Below are 24,779 nucleotides of genomic sequence, written 5' to 3' on the forward strand. Positions count from 1 at the left end.
GCTCACGCTTTCTCAGAGTAGCCGCGGCTCAGCGCCCACAGCTCGGTGTATTTATTAAAAGTATACTGGGCGTTAACCACCGCCAGTAACCAACCCTGCTTACCGTCCAGCACGCCACCACGTAGCACCAGCGTCTTCAGAAACGCGCCGACGGTGTGGCTGAAAATTCCTGCCAGCGAGGTCTTCTTGCCGCGCTGATGACGCTCCTGGGCCCATGCCGTGGCGTAATTAAGCTGTTTACGCTGAAAGCTGGCGAAATCACGGCAGGTCAGATGCAGGAGGTCACCGTCGAGGGCAGTTACCGGCGCACCGTCGCAGGCCAGCGACTCGTGCACCAGGTTATCGTTGTACTGATAGCGCTCGCGCTCGTAGAGGCGCATCACGCGGTCCGGATACCAGCCGCTGTGGCGCATAAAACGGCCGAGGAAGTAGTTGCGGCGCGCAATGCTGTATACCGCACCAGGCTGTGGCGAGGAAAGCACCGCCTGAATGGCCTGCTGAAGTTCTGGCGTGACGCGCTCGTCGGTATCAAGCATCAGGACATAATCGCCTGTGGCGTATCCCTGCGCGCGCTGGCGCTGGATGCCATAGCCTTGCCAGTCGGCGTTGATAAAGACCTTTGCGCCTGCTGCGCGGGCAACGTCCACCGTATTGTCCGTACTGCCGGAATCGAGCAGAATGATCTCATCAGCCCACGCAACAGAGGCGAGGCAATCCGGCAGCAGGTCGGCGGCGTTTTTGGCGATCATCACGACCGACAGACGCGTTGACATTAGTGGCTCCGCTGAGGCAGATAAGGTTGCAGCAGTTGCAGCAGACGGGTCAGTGCCCCCTGGTTCTGATGCAGCACTTCGACAGCGTGACGGCCATACCACAGACGATAATCTTCGTCGGTCAGCAGGTTTGAAACCTCTTTTTCGATGGCGTTCGCATCGGTGACGGTAATCAGCCCGTCCGCCTGCTGCAGTTTGGCGCAGATATCTTTGAAGTTAAAGGTATGTGGCCCCATCAGCACCGGGATGGCGTGCGCTGCGGGCTCCAGCGGGTTATGCCCGCCACGCTCCACGAGGCTGCCACCGACAAAGGCCAGATCGGCAATACCGTAAAGCAGCATCAGCTCACCCATGGTATCGCCAATTACCACCTGGGTGCCGGAGGAGGGAATTTCACCGCTGCTGCGCATCGTGAAGCTGAATCCGCCCTTTTGCACCATCTCGCGGGCGCCTTTAAACCGCTCAGGATGACGTGGTACGAGGATCAGCAGCAGGTCCGGGAAGCGTTCAAGAAGCTGGCGGTGCGCCTGCAGGATAATCTCTTCTTCACCGTCGTGGGTGCTGGTGGCGATCCACACTTTGCGGCGCGGCGCCCACTGGCGACGCAATGTGACTGCCCGGGCAGCCAGCTCCGGGGTAACAGAAATATCAAACTTCAGGCTACCGGTGACCGCCAGCTGATTGCGCTTCAGGCCCAGCGACAGGAATCGCGCGCCATCTTCTTCATTCTGGGCCGCAATCAAGGTGATCTTACTCAGCAGGCGGCGCATAAAGTTGCCCAGCTTGCCGTAGCCCTTCGCGGAGCGCTCTGACAGGCGGGCGTTAGCCACCACCAGGGGAATTTTGCGGGCGTGCAGGGCAGAAATCATGTTCGGCCACAGTTCGGTTTCCATTACGATCACCAGCTTAGGGCGCACGGTGTTAAGGAAACGGTTCATGGCGCAGGGTAAATCATACGGCAGATAGACGTGATGCACATCTTTGCCAAAAGCGGACATGGCGCGTTCGGAACCGGTAGGCGTCATGGTGGTGACGGTGATCGGCAGCGACGGATAGCGGTGGCGCAGAGCGCGGACCAGCGGAATGGCGGCCAGCGTTTCACCCACCGAAACGGAATGGAGCAGGATACCGTCCGGCGCAACTTTGTTGCGGCAATAACCATAGCGTTCAGCCCAGCGTTTACGGTAGGCAGGCGCTTTACGGCTACGCAGCAGCAGTCGTAGCCACACCAGTGGCTGAATAATATAGAGCAGAGCGGTATACAACAATTCCAAGCGATTATCCGTTTTTTCAGTTTCGGCGGGCAAATTCTAAGCATTTAGGCCGTTTAAAGCTATCCCTTATGCCAGATACCTTTTCAGACGGAAGTATCGGCGCCCAAGGCGCCAGCGCTGGCGCAGGCCACGGGCGTTTTTCCAGATAAGCGACCATACCCCACGCTCAAACAACTCACGGATGATTTCGCGCTTTTTGGTTAAATCGGTAATGTTATTGATCGCATGTAAAATGCCCAACCCTTCTTTAGCAATCTGCCACTGACAGGCCGGAACCTTGCGTACCTGCTCTGGATAACGCTGGTTAATGGCATCCAGCATTTCCAGGATTTTCATATAATGCCGTGCGTTACGCATCCGTGTGTCATCCGTACCCGGGGTGTGTGAAACGGATGCGGAATGGATGAGATAATCATAAAATGTTTCATCGACATACTGGACACGTTGTGCCGTCAACAGAACTTCTGTTGTCCATGGAATATCCTGATGACGAAGCCCATGCTCAAAGGTAAAACCCTGCTCTTTGATAAAAGCATGACGGTAGATATTGAGCCAGGTCACGTGTAAAAACTTTCTCGATGCAAGCGCACGTTGCAGCCATGTTGGCCCATCTAGCACCTCTGTGGAGCGTAGCTTATCGGACGGGAAGATTTTTTTAGACGGTCTGCCGTCGTCGTAAACGTAGGTGCCGTTGCAGGTCGCTACATCCAGTCGGTTTTGAGTCGCCATCTCAAGAAGGCGTGGGTACATACCTGGATAAATCACGTCATCAATATCCGGGAAGGCAATATATTCGCCAGTCGCTACGGCAAGACCTGTATTGCGTGCTGCGGAAACCCCCTGGTTTTCCTGATTAATCACATGAAACAGGGGAAATTCGCTGGCATATTGCTGAATAATATCAGAAGAGTTATCACGCGAACCGTCGTTAACAACAATGAGTTCGAGGCTGTCCAGATGTTGAGCTTTAATGCTGTCAAAAAAAGTGGTCAGAAATTGCTCGCCATTATATACGGCAATTACAAGGCTCAATAAAGGTTTGTCGGACATGCGTTCTCCGTTGTATTCGGGGCAGATCGGCTGAGATGGTGATAACATTCAGCGATCTATTATATCTACCGAGCACTAAAAGCCTATCGTTGAAGGTATAAAGTTCCGGGCGAATGATAAATAAGTGCCATGTTAGCAAGCTAACTCACAGGAAAAGTATGCATATTGTTCACACTGAAGCAGACGGGGGTAAGGGCGGCCAGCCATTACGCATTATTAATGAATCCCTTGGGATGATTCAGCGTGGCCATCAGGTGACCATACTTTGCCCGGAGAGTGCGCCGCTGCACGGCCTGGCGCGCGATGCCGGGTTAACGGTGGTCACCATGCCGCTTCGGCGCAAGAATCTTCAGAACCTGCAGCAGCTGCGTGGCTGGCTGAAAGAGAACCGTTCATCCATTGATGTCATAAATAGTCATAATTCCGCCGATACCTGGCTGGTGGCGCTGGCCAATCTTACCCTCTCAAACCCGGTGCCGCTGGTGCGTACCCGCCATGCCTCCGGCGTGCCGCGCAACAACTGGACTACCCGCTGGCTGTTTCGCAAAGCCTGCGCCCATATCGTGACTACCGGGGAAGCGCTGCGCCAGCAGATGGCGGATATCGGCGTACCGATGGCCCAGAGCACCTCTGTGCCGAGCGGCGTGGATACGCAGCGTTTTCATCCGGCGGATAAAAAACAGGCTCGCGCATACTGCGGCCTGTCGCAAACCGATTTCTGGCTGGGGGTGGTGTCACATCTGCGGCCTAACAAAGGCCATAGCGTGTTGCTGCGCGCGTTAGCCGCTATTGATCATCCGCAGATCAAACTGGCGATAGTGGGTGAAGGGCCGCATAAAGCGACGCTGGAGCAGGAGATTATCGACCTGGGATTACAGGCGCGCGTAGTGATGGCGGGACACCGGAGCGATCCTGAGCGCTGGTTCCCGGCCTTTGATGTTGCGCTCAGCCCGTCGCACGATATGGAAGGTGTCCCGCAGGGGGTGCTGCAGTCGCTGGCCTCGCGGATCGCCACCATCGCCACCGACGCGGGCGGCACGGCAGATGCCGTGATCGACGGCAAAACCGGTATTTTGATCGCCCAGCGCGATGAAACGGCGCTACGCGAGGCGATTGTAAAACTGTATGAGTATACTTTACTGCGCGAAACGCTGGCGCAGCAGGGCTATGATTACTTGTGCAGCCATTTCACTCGTGAATGCATGCTTGCGTCGATGGAAAAGGTCTTTTCCAACGCGGCTCAACGCAGCAGTTCGCGATAGAGCGCCTGCAGCTCTTTCGCCATCCGCTCCAGGGTATAAGGTTCAGCAGTGGCGCGTGCCGCTGCTGAGTAATCCACGCCCTGTTCACGGCCATTCAGCCATTCGCCGATCGCCTGCTGATAGCCAGCGTCGTCGAGCGCGTCGCGCACCCAGCCATTAACACCCTCTTCAATCCACTCCGCCGCGCCGCAGCCATGGCTGGTGAGCAGCGGCAGGCCGCAGGCCAGCGCTTCAACGCAGACATTCGGGAAGGGATCGTAAAGCGTCGGCAGGATCAGTGCGTCGGCGGTGCCGTAGACCTGGCGCACATCGGCGACCGGCCCCAGAAAACGCACCCGGGAAGCGACGCCGAGCGTCTGCGCCAGCTTTTCGAATTTGCGGGCGTGCTTGTCCCGCCCGGCCACCAGCAGCCAGACATCAGAATGAGGCACAATGGCGCGCAGCGCCGTCGCCACCCCTTTACGGCTGAAGCCGGAGCCGACATAGGCCAGAACCGGCGCATGCTGCGGGATACCCAGCGCATCCCGCCGGGAGAGCGAGCGCACGTCCGGGATGAAGTGGGCAGTATCCACACCGTTGTAGATCACCGTCAGCTTGTCATCCCCCAGGCCAAAACGGCGGGCGATATCGTCCCGCACCATTTTCGAGTTGCAGATCACTTTGCGCAGCGCAGGATGGGTAAACATCTGTGCTTCCGCCCGCAAAATATAGCGATGGTAGCGGCTCAGAGACTGCGCCCAGCGCGCCAGCGGTGACTGGATACGGTTGTACTGCTCAAGCCAGGTGGCATGAACACCATCCCCGGCGCGGAAGATGGTCGCCCCGGGAATACGTTCGTGGCTCTGCACGATATCAAACTGCGTAAACTGCGCTGCCGCGGCCTCAGCAAAACCCAACTCGCGATCGAGACGGTTACGGAATGATGGATTAACCGTCAGCGTTTTCCAGCCGGCGGCATCCTCCCACTGGCGGGCGATCAGTGTCACATCCAGGGCTGTATCCTGCGCCAGCACGTTCAGCGCGCGGGAGACGAAGCGCTCCGCGCCGCCGTTGGGGTTATAGGTCTGGCGGACGATAGCGAGTTTCATGTCGGGTTCTCCAGCAGCAGGGTATTGATAGCGCTCAGCACCATTTGCGGGGTGATCGCCGTAATGCAGTCGGAGACGCCGCTGTCGCCGCAGCCCGCTTTACCGCACGGTTGGCAGGTAAAGCCAGCAACAATCACGCGGTAGTTCACTCCCCACGGCGCCCACTTAATCGCTCCGGTCGGGCCGAAGATGGCGACGGTCGGCGTGCCCACCGCGCTGGCGAGGTGCATCGGCATGGAGTCAACGCCGAAGTAGATCCGCGCGTGCTTCATCAGCGCGCCCAGCTCTTTCAGGTTCAGCTGGCCGCTTAAATCAAACACCGGCTGGGTGAGCGCAGCCCGCAGCGCATCCATGTAGTCGGTCTCTTCTTTTGACGGCGCGGCGGAGAGGATAATTGGCAGGCCGCGGGCCGCCAGGTTATCAATGGTCGCCGCCAGCTTTTGGATATCCCAGGCCTTAAACATCCAGCGCGACGTGGGGTGGACCAGAATGTAAGAGCCGCTGCTCAGCCCAAAGCCGGCCAGTTTTTCGGCAATCGACGCTTCCGCCGTATCCCCCGGCACAAACAGGGTGTGCTTGTCTGCATCGGTCTGCGGATGAATGCCGATCCGCCGCAGCGCATCCAGATTCACCTCCACCATATGGCGGCTGTTATCCTGGATCGCCGGATAGAGCGTGGTGAAAGATTTCACCCAGCGGCGACGCGCCAGCCCGCCGCGTTTATCGGGCTTAAAGCCGACGGAGACGCGCGGCTTCAGACGACGCGCCAGACGCGCGCCGTGCCAGTGTTCGGTGAGGTTGATCAGCACGTCATACTGACGCGCCTTCAGGGTATTGAGCAGAGCGCGGTAGAGGCGGAACTGCGCGAACCAGCCCTTTTTACGCCAGTTACGCCCGATGGTATGCACCTGGTCGATAAACGGATGGCTGGTGAGCATCGCCTGGGTGTCGTCATACACCAGGGCATCCACTTCCACATCGGGATAGTTCGTTTTCAACACCGTAAAGACCGGCGAGGTCAGCAGAACGTCGCCGTGGTGACGTAGCTTAACAATCAGCACGCGCTTCGGTGGGCGCTCCGCTGAGAAAAAATCAGACATAGGCTCTCTCTGCTGCCAGCAACGGCTCTAATTGCGCAAATACCGCAGCGGCGCTGAGGTCGCTCAGCTGCGATGAATGTTCCGGGCGGCAGATATATTGATTTTTGCCATAGCCGCCAATCAGACCCGGGTCCGTCGGGCCGTAAAGCGTAATATTAGGACGATCCAGCGCCGCCGTCAGGTGGCTGAGACCGGTATCCACCGACACCACCGCCGTCGCGCCCGCCAGCTGCTGCGCCACGCCATCCAGCTTCATCCGGGGCAGCACGTCCACGTAATCAAAGCCTTCCGCCAGACGCTTCGCCCGCGCCTCTTCGTGCGGGGCGCCCCACGGCAGCCTGATGCGCAGGCCCGCATGGCTCAGCAGGCCGATAAGATCGCGCCAGTGGGCTTCCGGCCAGTGTTTGTCATCGCGGGTGGTGGCATGCAGGAAAATGAGATAAGGCGTGTCAGTCTGCTCCGCATCGTGCAGGAAATGCTGCGAAATCGCGTAATCGCCCTGCATTTGCGGCTTTGCGTAGCCCAGACTTTTGGCGAACAGCTCCCGGGTGCGTTCCACCGCGTGCTGCTGCTTCGCGACTGCGTGGCGGCGGTTGTAGAACAGGCTCGCCAGCGGTTCGCGGGCGCTCTGCCAGTCCATACCGTGCTTTATGCCGTGGGCCAATCGGGTGACCAGCGCCGCGCTTTTTACCAGCCCCTGGGCGTCGATGATCGCATCGTAATGCTGGGCCTGCAGCGCGTCGCGAAAGGCCTTACGTTCGGCCTTAATCGGTGCGGAAAACCAGGCTTTACGCCAGCGGCGGATCGCCACCGGTATAACCCGGTCTACGGCAGCATGCCAGCCAGGGATTTGGGCGAAGCCCTCTTCCACCACCCAGTCAAAACGGATACCCGGGATCGCCTGCATGGCGTCGGTAAGCGAGGGCAACGTATGCAGCACGTCGCCCATCGAGGAGGTTTTAACGATCAGTACCCGCATCCGTTATCCTTCTTCGCTCAACAGCAGTTCGTTAAGCTCATCGAGGACACGCTGCGGGGTAATGTCGATCAGGCTCTGGTGATAGCCTTCGGCAGCGTCACCCTTACGCACTTTGTGGTAGCCAGTGATCAGGCGGATCACACGCGCTTTATGTGACAGCGGCGGCGTGAAGTCCGGGCTGCTCGGGCCGTACAGCGCCACCAGCGGGCGGTTCAGCGCCGCGGCAACGTGCATCAGGCCGGAGTCATTCGTCACGACCGCCTTACAGGCGGCCAGCAGAATCACCGCCTGCTCCAGCTGGGTCTCCCCGGCCAGATTGCGGCACCAGGCCTGCTGCTCGACGCTCAGTGCGGCGAGGATTTCATTGCCCGCCTCGTGATCTTTTGCCGAGCCGAACAGCACAATTTGATAGCCTTCGTCGATCAGCTGCTTCGCCAGCTCAGCGTAGTGATAGTGCGGCCAGCGCTTCGCCGGGCCGAACTCCGCGCCGGGGCAGAAGCCGATGATCGGGCGTTCGGCCAACAGACCAAAGGTATTGCAGATCTGGGATTTCTCACCCTCGTTCACCTGAAGCTGCGGCCACAGCAGCGGCTGCGGCAGATCTTTCGCGCTGCGCATCACCCCTTTGTCGTAGGCCAGCGCCACGTAGCGCTCTACCATCAGCGGCCAGGCCTCTTTATCCAGCACGCGCGCGTCATTCAGCAGGCCGTAGCGCATTTCGCCGCGCCAGCCGGTACGGTGCGGTACGCCAGCAAAAAAGGGAACCAGGGCAGATTTAAAGGAATTCGGAAGAACATAAGCGCGATCGTAGCGCTTATCGCGAAGGCTATGGCCGAGCTTGCGGCGTTCGCCAATTTCCAGCGCCCCGTGGCCGAGCGGCATCGGGATCGCTTCGTTCACTTCCGGCATCCGCGATAACAGCGGACGACACCACGCGGGTGCCATCACGTCAATTATCGCCTGGGGATAGCGCGCCTTGAGCGTGCGATAGAGACTTTGCGACATCATCATGTCGCCCACCCATGACGGGCCTACCACCAAAATTTTCATACTTACGCGTCGCGGTTCAACCAGGCCATATATTCCGTTACCCCTTCGGCAACGGTCTTGAACGGCTTGTCATAGCCAGCGGCACGCAGGTTGGTCAGATCCGCCTGGGTGAATGCCTGATAGCGGCCTTTCAGCTTGTCCGGGAACGGGATGTACTCGATGCTGCCTTTCTGATGATATGCCAGCGCAGCATCGGCGACCGCCTGGAAGGATTCCGCCCGGCCGGTACCCAGGTTGAAGATGCCGGAGACGCCGTTTTCCCAGAACCACAGGTTCACTGCCGCCACATCGCCCACATAGACGAAGTCACGCTTGAAGCCGTCGCTGCCTTCGAATAGTTTCGGACTTTCGCCATTATTCAGCTGGGTGTTGAGGTGGAAGGCCACGCTCGCCATGCTGCCTTTGTGACCTTCGCGCGGTCCGTAGACGTTGAAGTAGCGGAAGCCGACAATCTGGGAGTTCGCTTCTGGCAGTACCTGGCGTACATATTCGTCGAACAGGAACTTGGAGTAGCCGTAGACGTTCAGCGGCTGCTCATACTCGCGGGATTCAATAAAGTCGGAGGTGCGCCCGCCGTAGGTCGCCGCGGAAGAGGCGTACAGGAACGGAATTTCACGCTCCAGGCAGTAGTGCAGCAGCTCTTTAGAATATTGATAGTTGTTGTCCATCATGTACTTGCCGTCCCACTCGGTGGTGGAGGAGCAAGCACCTTCATGGAAGATTGCGTCGATATCGCCGAACTCTTCGCCCGCCATAATCTGGATCAGAAAATCTTCCTTATCCATGTAGTCGGCAATGTTCAGATCCACCAGGTTTACGAACTTGGTGCCGTCTTTCAGGTTATCCACCACCAGGATGTCGGTGATGCCTTTGTCATTGAGAGCTTTAACAATATTGCTGCCGATAAAGCCCGCGCCGCCGGTAACGATGATCATAACTGTAACCTTTGAAGTGTGGAGCCCGGGGACAATCCCGGGCACTGATATTCATATCATATCATTAGTATGACCACCCTTCAGCCATTCACCGATATACACTTCATCCTTCAAGCCGCCTCGGCGTTGGCTGCGCTCAGAAACCCCGGTCACATAGTTATCTATGCTCCCGGGGATTTCTTCGCTTGCCGCCTTGATGCATCTTGAATGATTTTGTGTATATGCGACAAATGCTACACGTGATTTATGCTGCAAAAACGATAACTGTTAAAGCGTCATCTCGTATAGAGGTATAGCTTTGGGTAATATGTGCCGAAATTTGCCGAGTCTGGAGAATTGCAATGCGTGGTGATTTTTACAAACAGTTAAACAGTGACCTGGAAACCGCGCGGGCGGAAGGGTTGTTCAAAGAAGAGCGAATCATTACCTCCGCTCAGCAGGCAGATATCACCGTTGCCGACGGCAGCCAGGTGATTAACTTCTGCGCCAACAACTATTTAGGTCTTGCGAATCACCCTGAGCTGATTGCCGCGGCGAAGGCGGGCATGGACACCCACGGTTTTGGCATGGCCTCCGTGCGTTTCATCTGCGGTACGCAGGACAGCCATAAGGCGCTGGAGAGCAAGCTGGCCGCCTTCCTCGGAATGGAAGATGCCATTCTGTACTCCTCCTGCTTTGACGCCAACGGCGGTCTGTTTGAGACCCTGCTCGGCGCGGAAGATGCCATTATCTCCGACGCCCTGAACCACGCTTCCATCATCGACGGTGTGCGTCTGTGCAAAGCGAAGCGTTTCCGCTACGCCAACAACGACATGGTTGAGCTGGAAGCCCGTCTGAAAGAGGCCCGCGAGGCTGGCGCGCGTCATGTGCTGATCGCCACCGACGGCGTCTTCTCGATGGACGGCGTGATCGCCAACCTGAAAGGCGTCTGCGACCTGGCGGATAAATACGATGCGCTGGTGATGGTCGATGACTCCCACGCCGTCGGCTTTGTCGGCGAAAACGGTCGCGGCTCCCACGAATACTGCGACGTCATGGGCCGCGTGGATATCATCACCGGTACGCTGGGTAAAGCGCTCGGTGGTGCCTCCGGCGGCTACACCGCCGCGCGTAAAGAGGTGGTGGAGTGGCTGCGTCAGCGTTCCCGTCCGTACCTGTTCTCTAACTCCCTGGCGCCGGCCATCGTTTCCGCCTCCATTAAAGTGCTGGAGATGGTGGAGTCCGGCGCCGATCTGCGCGACAAACTGTGGGCCAACGCCCGTCTGTTCCGTGAAAAAATGACCGCCGCAGGCTTTACCCTGGCCGGTGCCGATCACGCCATTATCCCGGTGATGTTGGGCGATGCCGTCGTGGCGCAGAACTTTGCCCGTGAGCTGCAGAAAGAGGGGATTTACGTCACCGGTTTCTTCTTCCCGGTGGTGCCAAAAGGTCAGGCGCGTATTCGCACCCAGATGTCTGCGGCGCATTCCCCTGAACAAATTGAGCGTGCGGTGGAAGCCTTTACCCGCATCGGCAAACAACTGGGCGTGATTGCCTGAGGACGCATAATGAAAGCACTATCCAAACTGAAAGCGGAAGAAGGCATCTGGATGACCGACGTACCGGAGCCGGAAGTTGGTCATAACGATCTGCTGATTAAAATCCGTAAAACCGCCATCTGCGGTACCGACGTGCACATCTACAACTGGGACCAGTGGTCGCAGAAGACCATCCCTGTGCCGATGGTTGTGGGCCACGAATATGTTGGCGAAGTGGTAGGCATTGGCCAGGAAGTAAAAGGCTTCAAAATTGGCGATCGCGTCTCTGGCGAAGGCCATATCACCTGCGGCCACTGCCGTAACTGTCGCGGTGGCCGTACCCACCTGTGCCGCAACACGGTGGGTGTGGGCGTCAACCGTCCGGGCTGCTTCGCAGAATACCTGGTGATCCCGGCGTTCAACGCCTTCAAAATCCCGGACAACATCTCTGACGATCTCGCCTCCATCTTCGACCCGTTCGGTAATGCGGTACACACCGCGCTCTCCTTCGACCTGGTAGGCGAAGACGTGCTGGTGTCTGGTGCAGGCCCAATCGGCATCATGGCAGCAGCCGTGGCGAAGCACGTCGGTGCGCGTAACGTGGTGATCACCGACGTGAACGAATACCGTCTGTCGCTGGCGCGTAAAATGGGCGTTACCCGTGCGGTGGATGTCTCTAAAGAGAGCCTGAACGACGTGATGGAAGAGCTGGGTATGACCGAAGGCTTTGACGTCGGTCTGGAGATGTCCGGTGCGCCACCGGCGTTCCGTACTATGCTCGACACCATGAACCACGGTGGCCGTATCGCGATGCTGGGTATTCCGCCGTCGGATATGTCCATCGACTGGAACAAAGTGATCTTCAAGGGGCTGTTCATCAAGGGCATTTATGGCCGTGAGATGTTCGAAACCTGGTACAAGATGGCGGCACTGATCCAGTCGGGTCTGGATCTCTCTCCGATTATTACCCATCGTTTCTCCATCGATGAGTTCCAGCAGGGCTTTGACGCGATGCGTTCAGGTCAGTCCGGGAAAGTTATCCTGAGCTGGGATTAAAACACCCTTCTGGCACCCGATATATCGGGTGCCAATATATTTCATGATGGTTTGACTTTACTGGGGTTACTTGTTAACTTCTGCCCACTTTTTCGACATCCTGTCTTTCTGTTTACTTAATTTAAACATTGTACGGAAAGCTATTGAAGATATTTTTCAGGGTCCTATGTCTATATTTTTCCCACAAAAATCGACGCATTCGCAATCGCGGATATTTGATGGCCTGTTGTTAGCTATTTGTCTGTTAATCGTCGTTGGCGTTAATTTATTAAATGCAAAATATAACGCTGTTATTAACAGAGCGTTGGTTTTTTTATTGATAATGCTGACACTGAAATGTATAGAAAATAGCCTTATTAGAAATGTTCTGACTGCCATTTTATTGATTCCCGTCGCGGCAGATCTAAGTTTACAATTATATGCATTAAATAATTTCAATTCAGAGTTTAGTTATGGATTTGCGTTAAGTGTCCTCAATACTACGCCAGGCGAAGCAGGGGCTATGTTGGGCTTATACTGGCGTGAATGCCTGCTTTTTGTGGCCCTCTCTTTACTGTTTATTTATACTGCTAATACCGGGCCTTGGCCTGTATCATATCGACTGCGGCGCGTACCGTGCATTGTTCTCTGCCTGACCATCATTGGTTTTTTTGCTCAGGCTTATTTACATCAAATTAGAAAAAGTAACGTTGAGAGCCCTATTCAGCGTGTTGTTCAGGCTACACCCTTCAGTACGGCAAAAGTGTTTATGCAAGCTGTCGAGGATAACTCGGTTATAGCTGATATTGGTAAAAATATTCCTGACTATCACATTACATTGTCGGAAACGGGTATCGATAATTATGTGCTTATCATCGGTGAATCCGAGCGCACAGCGAATATGGGTATCTATGGTTATACAAGAAATACGACGCCAGAGCTTATTAAACAAAAGCCACAGCTTTTACTTTTCCGAAATGCAGTCGCTGCTGCTCCTGTAACAATCATGGCTGTTCCTTTAGCGATGAGCGCCGATACGGTGGCGAAGCGAGACCCCCATAAATACAGCGATAACATCATTAATATTGCCAATAAAGCTGGCTATGACACGCACTGGTATAGTCGCCAAGGCAAAGGCGGGGCGCATAACAACGTTATCGCTGGCATCGCAATGAATGCTCATCAGCATGAATGGATCGATCAAGGTTATGACGAGGCGCTGCTTCCACGGCTGAATGACGCGCTGAAAAAGCCAGGGAAAAAACTTATCGTCCTGCATTTGTATGGCAGCCATGAGCCTGCATGCCAGCGTTTCCCAGCAGATCAGAACGTGTTGACCGGCGGAAGTAAGGCCGATGATTGCTATGACAACTCTGTGCGCTACACCGATACGCTGATGGGCAAAATATTCCGTACCCTGGAAAATTCTCGTTCTTCAGTGATGTATTTTTCGGATCATGCCCTGGTGCGTGACCCGGGTCGTGCTGTCGTATACTCACATGGCGGGGTAAATCCACCCAAAGAGGCGTTGAGTATTCCTATGTTCATTTGGTACGGAAGCCGTGTTGATTCTAAGTTTAAAGTGACAGGGGATTACGGCACAGCCTGGTCCGCAGATGACGTTAACGTTCTAGCGGAGCTGTGGTTAGGCATCCATCGGCATGGCGAGTCAGTAAAAACTGTACAGTCGTGGTTAGCAGACTACCATAAGAATGTGTCAGTACTGGATACCACCGGGAAAAACTATGACTGGCGTAATATTCGTTAACATCGGTATGTTCAACTTATATTACCGATGTGTTAGCCTCTTCGGCGTTTTAGTGAATGGAACGATGATGACTAAAGTGAAAAGAGATCAGGTCCAGTTTGTATTAATGCAATTATTATTCGGACTATGTGCCATTGCTTTTTCCTGTGTGATTGTGTCACCAGGCTTATCTGTTAAGATCCTCAGTCTTGCAAGTGGTGTAGCACTTACCGTTTTTGTACTGGATATTAAAAAATTTAAAACGCATGATGCTTTCTGGCTCTGCCTGGTGCTTTTTACTATCGGGGTCTGCGATCTCATATGGTATAAACTCTATAAATTTGATAATAGTCCAGCAATTAACTCATATCGCGCTTATCTCGAAGTCGGTAAAATTTGTTTATATGGTGCTTTTTCCATTTACGTATTTGCAAGTAAAAGTTCATTAAAGGTGGGTAGCAATAAGCTGCATGTGCTACTCGCTATTGCGCTACAAGTAATGATATTTATTTATAGCGGATATCAGCATTTCTTCCTTGATACTCAAAGAGTCACACTCTCACTTGCTGGCGGAGCGGATGCAACCGGAGCGGCTTACACAATCGTATTTATCTCCTTTTACACTATTTTGGTGGCGCAGCACAGTTCAAGTAAATGGAAGGAATTATTGATTTTAGGTCATTTCTTTCTGACATTTTTGATTTTGATCGCAACGGAAACGCGCGCTGCTATTTTGGCTTACCCTATTATTTTCTTTGGCCTTCTGGTAATTAAATTATATAAAGAGAAGCATGTTCCGTGGAAAGGTGTGGGCGTTTTTCTGCTCGCGTTGCTGGCAGGTGCATTCATGATGAAAGATAGCCTGATTCAGCGTTATCACGAGCTTAACAGCGATATCATCGCTTACGATAATGCTAACAGCGTTACGTCTGTCGGGGCTCGTTTTGCCATGTGGGAAACGGGTCTCGCTGCAGCAAAAGAAAATTATCTTTGGCAGTCAACTGATAAGCGAAATGAAATCATCACCGCTGTGGTCAATAAAGATGAAAGCTTACAAGGTGCATTATTATTTATGCGTGGCCATTTGCATAATGAAATAGTAGAAACCCTGTCCTTAAAAGGGCCGTCAGGTTTACTTCTTTATATTCTTTTTGTCGTTACTCTCGCCTGGTATGCACTGCGTAAGCTTAACAGTGTGATCCTCGCTGCGTTTTTGGTATCGCTGATTATGTTTGGCATCAGTGGCGTAATGTTTTATTCCAAAACAACACCCATTGCATGGATGTTAACACTTATTATGTCTATCGTTTTTCTGGAACAAAACAGGCATAAAGATATAGTCAGGTAAGGGTTTTGATTATCTTTAGGGAAAACGGTATTCTCGTCCAAGGGCGAAAGGCAATTTACTGGATAGCAAGCTATGAATGAACTAATTTCTGTCATCATCACCACTTACAACAGAGAAGTGTTGCTGGAGCGTGCCATCCGGTCTGTTATTGCACAGAGCTACCCTAATATAGAATTGATCGTTATTGACGATTTTTCGAACGAAAAGACCGCGCAGTTAATAGAAACTCTGCGCTCAGAATGTGAATCCCGTTTTGCTGGATTCATCTATGAGCGTAATGAGAAAAACAGTGGTTCTAACTACAGTCGTAACCGTGGTTACGCACTTTCTCATGGCGTGTTCGTCACAGGATTGGACGATGATGATTACTTTCTGCCTGAACGGTTAACAAAATTAGCCTCCCGTTACGACGAAAAATATGCGTTTGTGACAGACACACCTGCTCGCCTCGATAAAACGCACAGAACTTACCCGGATACGGATGAGAGAATCATTATCGATTTACAGGATGTACTCTGTGAGAATGTTGTCGGAAACCAGGTTCTAACAACCAGAGAAAAACTCCTGGGTGTAGGTGGATTTTCTCCAGAGATCAGGCAACAACAAGATCGTGATGTCTGGATTAAACTCATCTTAAAGTATGGCCCAGGGATTAAATTTAGCTTTAGTACAGCGATGGTTGATGCTGAACATGGAAGTAACAGAATTACTTCGCAAATAAAAAAATACAATGCCTACCGTAAGCTCTATTTTAAATATCGGGAATACATGTCCGAAGAGACAAAGAGTAATAATCTCTTCCAGCTTATGTCCTTTAGAGGTTTCAAATCAAAAAGAATGTATTTTTTATTGCGCGGGCATAAAAAAGACATGAAATTAAGAATGAAGCTTTTTCGTCGAACCTTAAAAGAACTGTTTTAATTTTATACTATGGTGGCATGATGAATATTAATTTAATAAATAAACTCATCAAAAAAACACGACATTGGCATAAAAAAACAGCGTTTTCCTGTTTTCAGAGTTCAACGTTGCGACTGGAGCAGAAAAAAAAAGAAATCCTTTTTGCAACTATTGATAGCCTGAACGTCAGTCTGGAGCAGTCTGTTAAGGTCGATCGGACACCATCACATATCATCTGGATTTGCTGGTTTCAGGGCGTTGAGAGCGCTCCGGACCTGGTTAAACGCTGCATTGAATCTGCACAGCGTCATGCCCCTGGCGCCAGGGTTGTCGTCCTTACTGATGATAACATCCCACACTACCTCGACTTACCTGAGCATATAAAAAAGAAGTACGCTACAGGCCATATCAGCAAAGCGCAATATTCTGATATTGTTCGTACCTCTTTATTATATCAATATGGTGGAGTCTGGATGGATGCCACAGTTTTTATAGCAAAAACAATTCCAGATTCATTTTATGACAATGAATTTTCTTCACTGCGATTTGAAAATAACGATCATGCCCTTAGCCAGGGATATTGGACTGCTTATTTTCTAGCCTCTAGGAAAGGTTGCGCCCTGATAAAGCTGGTCAGGGATATTCTGTATAGCTATTGGTTGCATCATGATACGCTGATTGAGTATTTTCTTATCGATTATAGCTTTTTATATGCTCGAGAAAGATATCCACAGTTCGAACGACTGATGAATGAGCAGCCCATTACCGGGAACAATCGATTCTTAATTCGACAGTATATGAACCTAGCGCCAGACGACACCATGATGGCGATATTGAGCCGCGATCCGGTGGGAATGTATAAACTGTCCCATAAAGAAAAATACTCGCTCTCAGATAAGGGCCAACCTACCCTTTACAGCAAAATCTTGGACGGTTCTTTTCTTCTTCCTGACCAAAAATAGCCACCGATAGCGGTGGCTCATAAACATCACGCTTTCTTACCCCAGCCCTGCCACTGCAGCTGAACATATTTCACCAGTGTACTCTGGCTGATGCTTTCGCCAATTACCGAGAAGTACCGGGTGACGTAAACCGGCTCAGGCGGCTGCTTAGGCGCACAAAGCGTCACGCCACGGAAAGGATTACGCGGTTTTGTGCCAGGCGCAGCGCCAGCGGGCGGCGTGCTGACCGGTCGGGAGGTATCCACCTGCGGCTCATTGAGCAGGCTGCTCGCCGGTACCAGGGTAATATCCGCTGGCAGGTTGGGCAGCATCTGCTGCAACACGCGAACGGTGGACGGGTGAGGGTGTCCGATGGCGATCGCTGAACCCGATCGGCGGGCTACCTGTACGGCACGGTTAAACTGGAAGCGGATATCGGCTTCGTTTTGCGTATCGTCCAGAAACACTTTGCGCTTAATCACCTTCACGCCGGTGCCCTGCGCGGCGCGCATCGCCTGGCTGTTGCCAATGGTCATGCTGTCCAGAAAGTAGAGGTTATAGCGCGCCAGCGACTGCATCACTTTCTGCATGCCAAACAGGCTGGAGGTCATGGCGCTGCCCATATGGTTATTCAGCCCTACGGCGTAGGGGACTTTGCCATAGGCTTCGCGGATGATGCGCTCGATCTCGTCGCTGGTCATCTCCGGGCGCAGCGTATCTTTTTCCAACGGCTGTTTACTGAGCGGCGCCATCGGCAGGTGGATCAGCACTTCATGCCCGCTGTTATGGGCTTTGGTGGCCATTTCATGCGCGTGAGGCGCGTTCGGCAGGACGGCGACAGAGATGGCGGAGGGCATCGCCAGGACCTGATTTTCTGTGTGTGGACGATAACCGAAGTCATCGATAACGATAGCGAGTTTACCTGCGTAAACCGGCATCGCCAGCGCCAGTGCGCTGACGAGGGGAAAAACCATACGACGAAATTGAAGCAAAACTTATCTTCCCAACCACGGCTGTGGATTGACCGCCTGACCCTGGCGACGAATCTCGAAATAGAGTGACGGGCGGCCCTGACCGCCACTGCTGCCCACAAGGGCGATAGCCTGACCGGCCCGCACCTGGGTACCAACGCTGACCAGCGCGCTCTGGTTGTAGCCGTAAAGACTCATGTCGCCTTTACCGTGCTCTACCACCACCACCAGGCCGTAGCCCTGTAGCCAGTCGGCGAGGATCACCCGGCCATCGGCGATAGCTTTGACTTCGCTGCCTTCCGATGCACCGATCACAATCCCCTTCCAACGTAGCTCACCCTGCAGCTGTTCGCCATAGCGATGCAGAATAGAACCGCGTACCGGCCAGTAGGCCTGGCCGCGCGGTGAGCCTAAGCCGCCGGTGCGGGACATCAGCGAACGTTCGTTTTCGGTCGGTTTATAGGTGGTGCCTTTGCGGGAGGCTTCCTGCTGTTTGTCACGCACGGCCTGCGCTTCGCGGGCCTCTCTTTCGGCGCGCGCTTTCGCTGCCGCCTCTGCACGGGCGATGCTGTTGCGTAATTTCGATTCGTTAGCGCGCATTTCGCTCAGCTGGCTCTGACCTTCCTGAATGGAGGATTCGAGACCGGCAAGGGTTTTCTTACGTTCGTTGCGCGCCTGCTCCAGCCTGGCTTGCTGCGCCTGCTGATCGTAGAGCAGGGTCTGCTGCTGGCTCTGTTTCTCTTCCAGCTCTGCTTTTTGCGTGGTGACCTCTTCGCGCGTCTGCTTCAGCTGGGCGATGGTCTCCTGGCGGGACTGGTTGAGGTAACCGAAATAGGCCTGCAGACGCTGCCCGCGCTGGCTCTCTTCGCCGCTGAGGATCAGCTGAACGCCGGTGTGTTCGCCCTGGCGAAAGGCTGCGTCTAACTGTGCCGCAAGGTTGCGCTCCTGAGCCGCGCGCTGGCGCTCAAGTTTGGCAATAGACGCATTCATCTCGTCTATTTGTTTATTGAGCTGGGCGAGGGTGTTCTGGGTTTCACGTAGCTGACGTGCGGCTGCGGAGATGGCCTCTTCCTGCTTTTTGAGTTGCGCAAGCAGCGACGAGCGTTGCTGCTGCTGTTGGCGTACCGCCCGCTCTTTAGCGGCGATATCCGCCTGAATGCTTTTGAGCTGATCGCGCTCGTCCGCCTGGGCGGATGCCGCGCACAACAATACGCCAGCGCTGAGTGCGCTGGCGTACAGTAAAGGCCTGACTGATAACCGTAACGGCTTCACGACCCATGTGAATGAAACAATCGCCTTTCCCCTCATGGGGAGGGATTATTCCACGATGAACAGCGGCTTGCCAGTCATCTCTTGCGGGATTTCCATGCCCATCAGGGTCAGCATGGTTGGGGCGATGTCCGAAAGCTTACCGCCATCAACGGATTTCACGGTTTTATCACCGACATAAATCAGTGGTACCGGCAGGTTAGTATGCGCGGTATGCGCCTGACCGGTGGCCGGATCGCGCATCTGCTCGGCGTTACCGTGGTCAGCGGTGATCAGCATCTGGCCGCCTGCGGCTTCCACCGCTTTGGTAACCTGTTCAATGCACACATCCAGCGCTTCAATGGCTTTAATTGCCGCTTCCATTACGCCGGTATGGCCCACCATGTCGCCGTTCGGGTAGTTACAGATGATGGCGTCGTATTTGCCGCTTTCGATAGCAGCAACCAGCTTCTCGGTCAGCTCGGCGGAGCTCATCTCTGGCTGCAGGTCGTAGGTCGCCACTTTCGGGGAGTTGATCAGAATGCGGTCCTCGCCTTTGAAGGACTCTTCCACGCCGCCGTTAAAGAAGAAGGTAACGTGGGCATATTTTTCGGTTTCGGAGATGCGCAGCTGGGTCTTGTCGTGCTTCGCCATCCACTCGCCGAAGGTGTTCGCCAGAGATGACGGCGGATAGGCGCATGGCGCTTTAATGTCGGCGGCATATTCGGTCAGCATCACGAAATCGCCGAGCTTAACCTCTTTTTTACGGGCGAAGCCGTCGAAATCGGCGTTGACGAAAGCACGGGTGATTTCGCGGGCACGGTCAGCACGGAAGTTCATGAAAATCAGCGCATCGCCATCTTCCATTGCGGCATCGGCCTGGCCTTCAGCACGGATCACGGTCGCTTTTACGAACTCGTCGTTTTCATCGCGGGCATATGCGGCTGCCAGCGCGGCAACGGCGGTGTCTGCCTGGAACTCGCCTTTGGCTTCAACCAGCAGATTGTAGGCCTGCTCTACGCGATCCCAACGGTTGTCGCGGTCCATGGCGTAGTAGCGGCCAATGATAGAGGCTACGCGGCCTTTGCCCAGTGCGGCAAACTTCTCTTCAAAGGCTTTCAGGGAGGATTCAGCGCTGCGTGGTGGGGTATCGCGGCCATCCAGGAAGGCGTGCAGATAGATTTTGTCTGCCCCTTTTTCTGCTGCCAGTTCCACCATCGCCATGATGTGATCTTCATGGCTGTGAACGCCGCCCGCGGAGAGCAGACCCATAATATGCACCGCTTTGCCTGCGGCGGCAGCTTTCTCAACCGCGCCGGTCAGCACCGGGTTTGCAAAGAAGGTACGTTCTTTAATTTCAACATCCAGACGGGTCAGGTCCTGATAAACAATGCGGCCTGCGCCCAGGTTGACGTGTCCAACTTCGGAGTTGCCCATCTGGCGATCGGGCAGACCCACTTCCAGGCCGGACGCATCAATCAGGGTGTGCGGACGTTTTGCCCACAGCGCATCCATGACCGGGGTTTTAGCGTTGAAAATGGCGTTATCCTGCTGATCTTCGCGATAGCCATAGCCGTCAAGAATCACCAGTACCATAGGTTTTTTAGAAACCGACATTGCGACAACCTCTTTGCTCAAAAGACAAAAAATTTGCGTAATTTTACTACAGCTGAATCGATCAAATAGCCGCAGAAGATCAAAGAAACCGCAGGGGTAGGGCTAAGGTTAGGCCATTTTTGGTCTTTTTTTTCGTGGCAGTACGCAGAAAATGGATTAGCTTATTGTCGCTGGCTGTATTTGCCACAACGCACAGGTATACTCCTGTCCTGGTTTTTTATTCACTCAGTCGGGAGTCGTTACCCCCCATGCAAGAAATTATGCAATTTGTCAGCCGCCACCCCATACTTTGTATCGCGTGGATTGGTCTACTGGCGGCAGTACTTTTCACCACGTTCAAAGGCCTCACCTCGAAAGTGAAGGTGATCAACCGCGGCGAAGCAACGCGTCTTATCAACAAAGAAGATGCAGTGGTTGTCGATCTGCGTCAGCGCGATGATTTCCGCAAAGGCCATATTGCAGGGGCGATTAACCTGCTGCCGACCGACATCAAAGCTAATAACCTTGGCGAACTGGAAAAGCATAAAGATAAACCGATTATCGTCGTTGACGGCACCGGTATGCAGGCTCAGGAGCCCGCAAACACGCTCGTCAAAGCTGGCTTTGAGAAAGTCACTGTCCTGAAGGACGGTATCTCTGGCTGGAGCGGCGAGAATCTGCCTCTGGTTCGCGGTAAGTAAACAGGAGTCTGAACATGGCCAATATCGAGATCTACACCAAAGCGACCTGTCCGTTCTGCCATCGTGCAAAAGCGCTGCTGGACAGCAAAGGCGTTACCTTCCAGGAACTGCCGATTGATGGCGACGCTGCAAAGCGTGAAGAGATGATTAAACGTAGTGGCCGTACGACGGTTCCGCAGATTTTTATCGATGCGCAGCACATTGGTGGCTGTGATGACTTGTATGCGCTTGACGCGCGTGGTGGACTCGATCCGCTGCTGCGCTAAGGCGTTTTAGGACAATTAAAAAGGGCTTTTCCATGTCAGAACAAAATAATACCGAGATGACTTTCCAGATCCAGCGCATCTACACCAAAGATGTCTCCTACGAAGCACCTAATGCGCCGCACGTTTTCCAGAAAGACTGGCAGCCAGAGGTTAAACTTGATCTGGATACCGCTTCCACCCAGCTGGCGGAAGATGTGTATGAAGTCGTGCTGCGTGTTACCGTAACCGCCTCTCTGGGCGAAGAGACTGCATTCCTGTGCGAAGTACAGCAGGGCGGCATCTTCTCCATCGGCGGCATCGAAGGTAATCAGATGGCGCATTGCCTGGGTGCATACTGCCCGAACATCCTGTTCCCGTATGCCCGCGAATGCATCACCAGCCTGGTTTCCCGTGGTACGTTCCCGCAACTGAACCTTGCGCCGGTGAACTTCGATGCGCTGTTCATGAACTATCTGCAGCAGCAAGCTGGCGAAGGTACTGAACAACATCAGGATGCCTGATGAGTACTGTCAATGCGTCAATGACTGTGATCGGTGCCGGCTCTTACGGCACCGCTCTTGCTATTACTCTGGCAAGAAATGGACACGAAGTGGTCCTCTGGGGCCACGATCCCAAACATATCGCGACGTTACAAGCCGATCGCTGCAACGTCGCGTTCCTCCCCGATGTGCCTTTCCCTGACTCACTGCATCTTGAAAGCGATCTTGCGACGGCGCTTGCCGCCAGCCGCAATATTCTGATCGTGGTGCCAAGCCACGTGTTTGGCCAGGTGCTGCGACAGATTAAACCGCTGATGCGTGACGATGCGCGTGTGGTATGGGCGACTAAAGGGCTGGAAGCCGAAACCGGACGCCTGTTACAGGATGTCGCCCGCGAAGCGCTGGGCGATGCCATTCCGCTGGCGGTGATCTCCGGCCCGACCTTTGCGAAAGAGCTGGCGGCAGGGCTGCCGACGGCCATTTCACTTGCCTCGACCGATGAGACCTTCGCTGACGATCTGCAGCAGCTGCTGCACTGCGGTAAGAGCTTTCGCGTTTACAGCAACCCCGATTTTATCGGCGTACAGCTGGGCGGCGCGGTGAAGAACGTTATCGCTATCGGTGCGGGCATGTCCGACGGCATCGGCTTTGGCGCCAACGCACGTACCGCTCTGATCACCCGTGGTTTAACTGAAATGTCCCGTCTTGGCGCGGCGCTCGGTGCCGATCCGGCCACCTTTATGGGGATGGCGGGATTAGGCGATCTGGTGCTGACCTGTACCGACAACCAGTCCCGTAACCGGCGTTTTGGCATGATGCTCGGCCAGGGCATGGATGTGATCGGCGCGCAGGAGAAGATCGGCCAGGTGGTGGAAGGCTACCGCAATACCAAAGAAGTCCGCGAGCTGGCACACCGCTTTGGTGTCGAAATGCCAATAACCGAGGAAATTTATCAGGTATTGTATTGCGGAAAAAATGCGCGCGAGGCAGCATTGACCTTATTAGGTCGCGCACGCAAGGACGAGCGTAGCAGCCGTTAACCGCAGGAAAGCGTTATCACCTGAATGACCCGGCCAGCAAAGAACTGGCCGGTCATTATTATTACGTCTGGAGTAAGCAATGCCGTGTGAAGAACTGGATATCGTCTGGAACAATATTAAAGCCGAAGCCCGGGCTCTGGCGGACTGTGAGCCCATGCTGGCCAGCTTCTACCACGCGACGCTACTCAAGCACGAAAATCTCGGCAGCGCCCTGAGCTATATGCTCGCCAATAAACTGGCTTCACCGATCATGCCGGCTATCGCCATCCGTGAAGTGGTGGAAGAGGCCTACGCGGCTGACCCGGAGATGATCGCCTCCGCCGCCTGCGATATACAGGCGGTACGCAACCGCGACCCGGCGGTGGATAAATACTCCACGCCATTGCTCTATCTGAAAGGTTTCCACGCCCTGCAGTCCTACCGTATTGGCCACTGGCTGTGGAACGAAGGCCGCCGTGCGCTGGCCATCTTCCTGCAAAATCAGGTTTCGGTGAGCTTCCAGGTGGATATTCACCCGGCGGCGAAGATTGGCCGCGGCATCATGCTCGACCACGCGACAGGTATTGTAGTGGGTGAAACGGCGGTGATTGAAAACGACGTCTCAATCCTGCAATCCGTGACTCTGGGCGGGACCGGGAAAACCAGCGGCGACCGTCACCCGAAAATCCGTGAAGGGGTGATGATTGGCGCAGGCGCGAAGATCCTCGGCAATATCGAAGTCGGGCGCGGCGCGAAAATTGGCGCCGGTTCCGTAGTGCTGCAACCTGTGCCTCCGCATACCACCGCGGCTGGTGTTCCGGCGCGTATCGTCGGCAAGCCAGACAGCGACAAGCCAGCGATGGATATGGATCAGTTCTTCAACGGCATCCACCATACCTTTGAGTATGGCGACGGGATTTAACCTGTTGGCCCGGTAGCGCTGCGCTTACCGAGCATTACCGGATGGCGACGCAAGCCTCTTATCCGTCCTGGCGTAATATCGCGCCAGGGTATCCCAGCTGGCGCCAGGCCTCATACACCACGACCGACACCGCGTTCGACAGGTTCATGCTGCGGCTGTCCGGCATCATCGGAATACGAATTTTTTGTTCAGCGGGCAGGGCATCGAGAATGGTAGCCGGCAGGCCGCGCGTTTCCGGGCCAAACAGCAGATAATCCCCTTTCTGATAGCTCACGGCGCTGTGGGCAGGCGTGCCTTTCGTCGTCAGGGCAAAGATCCGCTCCGGCTTTTCCGCGTCCATAAATGCGGCCAGATCCTGATGGCGCACCACAGCGGTGAATTCGTGATAGTCCAGCCCGGCGCGGCGCAGGCGCTTGTCGTCCCACGTAAAGCCCATCGGCTCAATGATGTGCAGACGAAAACCGGTGTTGGCGCAAAGGCGGATGATGTTGCCGGTGTTGGGTGGAATTTCTGGTTCGAATAAAACGATGTTAAGCATGCTGCCCCCTTGAATAGCGGGGGCAGGATACCATCCCCTC

General features: G+C 54.4%; 24 protein-coding genes. 12 read left to right on the plus strand and 12 right to left on the minus strand.

The genetic code is table 11. From position 1 onward, the window contains the following. Window positions 1–2 precede the first annotated feature (2 nt). From C3406_RS19095 to C3406_RS19105, 3 genes are all read right to left on the minus strand, one after another. Complete coding sequence (locus tag C3406_RS19095; RefSeq protein ID WP_103824312.1) at window positions 3–773, minus strand: glycosyltransferase family 2 protein; 771 nt, start codon at window positions 771–773, stop codon at window positions 3–5. After that, entirely contained in the window at window positions 773–2,047 is a 1,275-nt protein-coding gene (gene waaA / locus C3406_RS19100) for a lipid IV(A) 3-deoxy-D-manno-octulosonic acid transferase (RefSeq protein WP_103824379.1), read from the minus strand. The genes C3406_RS19095 and waaA overlap by 1 nt, the downstream gene beginning before the upstream one ends. A 66-nt stretch (window positions 2,048–2,113) precedes the next feature. Continuing rightward, window positions 2,114–3,097: a glycosyltransferase gene (locus tag C3406_RS19105; RefSeq protein WP_103824313.1), complete on the minus strand. Its 984-nt coding sequence runs from the start codon at window positions 3,095–3,097 to the stop codon at window positions 2,114–2,116. Window positions 3,098–3,255: 158 nt separating this feature from the next. Between C3406_RS19105 and C3406_RS19110 the strand changes: the two genes are divergently transcribed. Further along, a complete protein-coding gene (locus tag C3406_RS19110; RefSeq protein ID WP_103824314.1) occupies window positions 3,256–4,359 on the plus strand; it encodes a glycosyltransferase family 4 protein in 1,104 nt (367 codons plus the stop codon). Here the strand turns inward: C3406_RS19110 and C3406_RS19115 are convergent. From C3406_RS19115 to rfaD, 5 genes are read right to left on the minus strand one after another with little or no spacing between them, the layout of a single operon-like run. After that, a complete protein-coding gene (locus tag C3406_RS19115; protein ID WP_103824315.1) occupies window positions 4,338–5,447 on the minus strand; it encodes a glycosyltransferase family 4 protein in 1,110 nt (369 codons plus the stop codon). The genes C3406_RS19110 and C3406_RS19115 overlap by 22 nt on opposite strands. Next, window positions 5,444–6,547, minus strand: coding sequence for a putative lipopolysaccharide heptosyltransferase III (gene rfaQ, locus C3406_RS19120; RefSeq protein ID WP_103824316.1), 1,104 nt, complete (start codon window positions 6,545–6,547; stop codon window positions 5,444–5,446). The genes C3406_RS19115 and rfaQ overlap by 4 nt, the downstream gene beginning before the upstream one ends. After that, window positions 6,540–7,526 (minus strand): lipopolysaccharide heptosyltransferase RfaC, encoded by a 987-nt coding sequence (gene rfaC, locus C3406_RS19125; RefSeq protein ID WP_103824317.1) that lies wholly within the window; start codon window positions 7,524–7,526, stop codon window positions 6,540–6,542. The genes rfaQ and rfaC overlap by 8 nt, the downstream gene beginning before the upstream one ends. 3 nt (window positions 7,527–7,529) lie before the next feature. Next, window positions 7,530–8,576, minus strand: coding sequence for an ADP-heptose--LPS heptosyltransferase RfaF (gene rfaF, locus C3406_RS19130; protein ID WP_103824318.1), 1,047 nt, complete (start codon window positions 8,574–8,576; stop codon window positions 7,530–7,532). A 2-nt stretch (window positions 8,577–8,578) separates the two neighbouring features. Then, on the minus strand, window positions 8,579–9,511 hold the full coding sequence (gene rfaD, locus C3406_RS19135; RefSeq protein WP_103824319.1) for an ADP-glyceromanno-heptose 6-epimerase: 933 nt from the start codon (window positions 9,509–9,511) through the stop codon (window positions 8,579–8,581). A gap of 341 nt (window positions 9,512–9,852) precedes the next feature. On the opposite strand from rfaD, the gene kbl reads away from it, so the two are divergent. The 6 genes from kbl (at window position 9,853) to C3406_RS19165 (ending at window position 17,020) form a co-directional block, all read left to right on the plus strand. Then, window positions 9,853–11,049, plus strand: coding sequence for a glycine C-acetyltransferase (gene kbl / locus C3406_RS19140; RefSeq protein WP_103824320.1), 1,197 nt, complete (start codon window positions 9,853–9,855; stop codon window positions 11,047–11,049). 9 nt (window positions 11,050–11,058) lie between these two features. Further along, entirely contained in the window at window positions 11,059–12,084 is a 1,026-nt protein-coding gene (gene tdh, locus C3406_RS19145; RefSeq protein ID WP_103177732.1) for an L-threonine 3-dehydrogenase, read from the plus strand. A gap of 166 nt (window positions 12,085–12,250) precedes the next feature. Further along, window positions 12,251–13,831: a phosphoethanolamine transferase family protein gene (locus tag C3406_RS19150; protein WP_103824321.1), complete on the plus strand. Its 1,581-nt coding sequence runs from the start codon at window positions 12,251–12,253 to the stop codon at window positions 13,829–13,831. Window positions 13,832–13,898: 67 nt separating this feature from the next. Next, window positions 13,899–15,158, plus strand: a complete 1,260-nt coding sequence (locus C3406_RS19155) for an O-antigen ligase family protein (protein WP_103824380.1) — start codon at window positions 13,899–13,901, stop codon at window positions 15,156–15,158. 72 nt (window positions 15,159–15,230) lie between these two features. After that, window positions 15,231–16,079 (plus strand): glycosyltransferase, encoded by an 849-nt coding sequence (locus C3406_RS19160; RefSeq protein WP_103824322.1) that lies wholly within the window; start codon window positions 15,231–15,233, stop codon window positions 16,077–16,079. A 20-nt stretch (window positions 16,080–16,099) separates the two neighbouring features. Further along, a complete protein-coding gene (locus C3406_RS19165) occupies window positions 16,100–17,020 on the plus strand; it encodes a capsular polysaccharide synthesis protein (protein WP_103824323.1) in 921 nt (306 codons plus the stop codon). A gap of 26 nt (window positions 17,021–17,046) precedes the next feature. Here C3406_RS19165 and C3406_RS19170 read toward each other — a convergent pair whose 3' ends face one another. The 3 genes from C3406_RS19170 to gpmM are packed head-to-tail and all read right to left on the minus strand — an operon-like array spanning window position 17,047 to window position 20,835. Further along, window positions 17,047–17,991, minus strand: coding sequence for a divergent polysaccharide deacetylase family protein (locus tag C3406_RS19170; protein WP_103824324.1), 945 nt, complete (start codon window positions 17,989–17,991; stop codon window positions 17,047–17,049). A 3-nt stretch (window positions 17,992–17,994) separates the two neighbouring features. After that, complete coding sequence (envC, locus tag C3406_RS19175) at window positions 17,995–19,278, minus strand: murein hydrolase activator EnvC (protein WP_103824325.1); 1,284 nt, start codon at window positions 19,276–19,278, stop codon at window positions 17,995–17,997. A gap of 9 nt (window positions 19,279–19,287) precedes the next feature. Continuing rightward, window positions 19,288–20,835, minus strand: a complete 1,548-nt coding sequence (gene gpmM, locus C3406_RS19180; RefSeq protein ID WP_103824326.1) for a 2,3-bisphosphoglycerate-independent phosphoglycerate mutase — start codon at window positions 20,833–20,835, stop codon at window positions 19,288–19,290. A gap of 248 nt (window positions 20,836–21,083) precedes the next feature. Here gpmM and C3406_RS19185 point away from each other — a divergent pair, with 248 nt between their 5' ends. From C3406_RS19185 to cysE, 5 genes are all read left to right on the plus strand, one after another. Continuing rightward, on the plus strand, window positions 21,084–21,515 hold the full coding sequence (locus tag C3406_RS19185; protein ID WP_103177737.1) for a rhodanese-like domain-containing protein: 432 nt from the start codon (window positions 21,084–21,086) through the stop codon (window positions 21,513–21,515). Between the two features lie 14 nt (window positions 21,516–21,529). Then, window positions 21,530–21,781, plus strand: coding sequence for a glutaredoxin 3 (grxC, locus tag C3406_RS19190; protein ID WP_103177738.1), 252 nt, complete (start codon window positions 21,530–21,532; stop codon window positions 21,779–21,781). Window positions 21,782–21,813: 32 nt separating this feature from the next. Continuing rightward, window positions 21,814–22,281: a protein-export chaperone SecB gene (gene secB, locus C3406_RS19195; RefSeq protein WP_032615746.1), complete on the plus strand. Its 468-nt coding sequence runs from the start codon at window positions 21,814–21,816 to the stop codon at window positions 22,279–22,281. After that, window positions 22,281–23,300 carry an NAD(P)H-dependent glycerol-3-phosphate dehydrogenase gene (gpsA, locus tag C3406_RS19200; protein WP_103177739.1) on the plus strand — a complete coding sequence of 340 codons (1,020 nt, stop codon included), beginning with the start codon at window positions 22,281–22,283 and terminating at the stop codon, window positions 23,298–23,300. The genes secB and gpsA overlap by 1 nt, the downstream gene beginning before the upstream one ends. A gap of 79 nt (window positions 23,301–23,379) precedes the next feature. Beyond that, window positions 23,380–24,201 carry a serine O-acetyltransferase gene (cysE, locus tag C3406_RS19205; RefSeq protein WP_103177740.1) on the plus strand — a complete coding sequence of 274 codons (822 nt, stop codon included), beginning with the start codon at window positions 23,380–23,382 and terminating at the stop codon, window positions 24,199–24,201. Window positions 24,202–24,259: 58 nt separating this feature from the next. Here the strand turns inward: cysE and trmL are convergent, their stop codons facing one another. Beyond that, entirely contained in the window at window positions 24,260–24,739 is a 480-nt protein-coding gene (gene trmL / locus C3406_RS19210; protein WP_103824327.1) for a tRNA (uridine(34)/cytosine(34)/5-carboxymethylaminomethyluridine(34)-2'-O)-methyltransferase TrmL, read from the minus strand. Window positions 24,740–24,779: the final 40 nt, after the last annotated feature.

This window comes from Leclercia sp. LSNIH8 (genome assembly GCF_002920195.1).
GTDB lineage: Bacteria > Pseudomonadota > Gammaproteobacteria > Enterobacterales > Enterobacteriaceae > Enterobacter.

What these genes read in the sequence shown, in the direction of transcription:
- envC (WP_103824325.1), bottom strand. Translation starts at nt 19,278, where the DNA reads ATGAGGGGAAAGGCGATTGTTTCATTCACATGGGTCGTGAAGCCGTTA.
- C3406_RS19095 (WP_103824312.1), bottom strand. Translation starts at nt 773, where the DNA reads ATGTCAACGCGTCTGTCGGTCGTGATGATCGCCAAAAACGCCGCCGAC.
- C3406_RS19155 (WP_103824380.1), top strand. Translation starts at nt 13,899, where the DNA reads ATGACTAAAGTGAAAAGAGATCAGGTCCAGTTTGTATTAATGCAATTA.
- C3406_RS19115 (WP_103824315.1), bottom strand. Translation starts at nt 5,447, where the DNA reads ATGAAACTCGCTATCGTCCGCCAGACCTATAACCCCAACGGCGGCGCG.
- kbl (WP_103824320.1), top strand. Translation starts at nt 9,853, where the DNA reads ATGCGTGGTGATTTTTACAAACAGTTAAACAGTGACCTGGAAACCGCG.
- cysE (WP_103177740.1), top strand. Translation starts at nt 23,380, where the DNA reads ATGCCGTGTGAAGAACTGGATATCGTCTGGAACAATATTAAAGCCGAA.
- C3406_RS19165 (WP_103824323.1), top strand. Translation starts at nt 16,100, where the DNA reads ATGAATATTAATTTAATAAATAAACTCATCAAAAAAACACGACATTGG.
- C3406_RS19185 (WP_103177737.1), top strand. Translation starts at nt 21,084, where the DNA reads ATGCAAGAAATTATGCAATTTGTCAGCCGCCACCCCATACTTTGTATC.
- rfaQ (WP_103824316.1), bottom strand. Translation starts at nt 6,547, where the DNA reads ATGTCTGATTTTTTCTCAGCGGAGCGCCCACCGAAGCGCGTGCTGATT.
- gpmM (WP_103824326.1), bottom strand. Translation starts at nt 20,835, where the DNA reads ATGTCGGTTTCTAAAAAACCTATGGTACTGGTGATTCTTGACGGCTAT.
- grxC (WP_103177738.1), top strand. Translation starts at nt 21,530, where the DNA reads ATGGCCAATATCGAGATCTACACCAAAGCGACCTGTCCGTTCTGCCAT.
- tdh (WP_103177732.1), top strand. Translation starts at nt 11,059, where the DNA reads ATGAAAGCACTATCCAAACTGAAAGCGGAAGAAGGCATCTGGATGACC.
- gpsA (WP_103177739.1), top strand. Translation starts at nt 22,281, where the DNA reads ATGAGTACTGTCAATGCGTCAATGACTGTGATCGGTGCCGGCTCTTAC.
- C3406_RS19150 (WP_103824321.1), top strand. Translation starts at nt 12,251, where the DNA reads ATGTCTATATTTTTCCCACAAAAATCGACGCATTCGCAATCGCGGATA.
- rfaD (WP_103824319.1), bottom strand. Translation starts at nt 9,511, where the DNA reads ATGATCATCGTTACCGGCGGCGCGGGCTTTATCGGCAGCAATATTGTT.
- C3406_RS19160 (WP_103824322.1), top strand. Translation starts at nt 15,231, where the DNA reads ATGAATGAACTAATTTCTGTCATCATCACCACTTACAACAGAGAAGTG.
- C3406_RS19105 (WP_103824313.1), bottom strand. Translation starts at nt 3,097, where the DNA reads ATGTCCGACAAACCTTTATTGAGCCTTGTAATTGCCGTATATAATGGC.
- C3406_RS19110 (WP_103824314.1), top strand. Translation starts at nt 3,256, where the DNA reads ATGCATATTGTTCACACTGAAGCAGACGGGGGTAAGGGCGGCCAGCCA.
- secB (WP_032615746.1), top strand. Translation starts at nt 21,814, where the DNA reads ATGTCAGAACAAAATAATACCGAGATGACTTTCCAGATCCAGCGCATC.
- trmL (WP_103824327.1), bottom strand. Translation starts at nt 24,739, where the DNA reads ATGCTTAACATCGTTTTATTCGAACCAGAAATTCCACCCAACACCGGC.
- rfaF (WP_103824318.1), bottom strand. Translation starts at nt 8,576, where the DNA reads ATGAAAATTTTGGTGGTAGGCCCGTCATGGGTGGGCGACATGATGATG.
- rfaC (WP_103824317.1), bottom strand. Translation starts at nt 7,526, where the DNA reads ATGCGGGTACTGATCGTTAAAACCTCCTCGATGGGCGACGTGCTGCAT.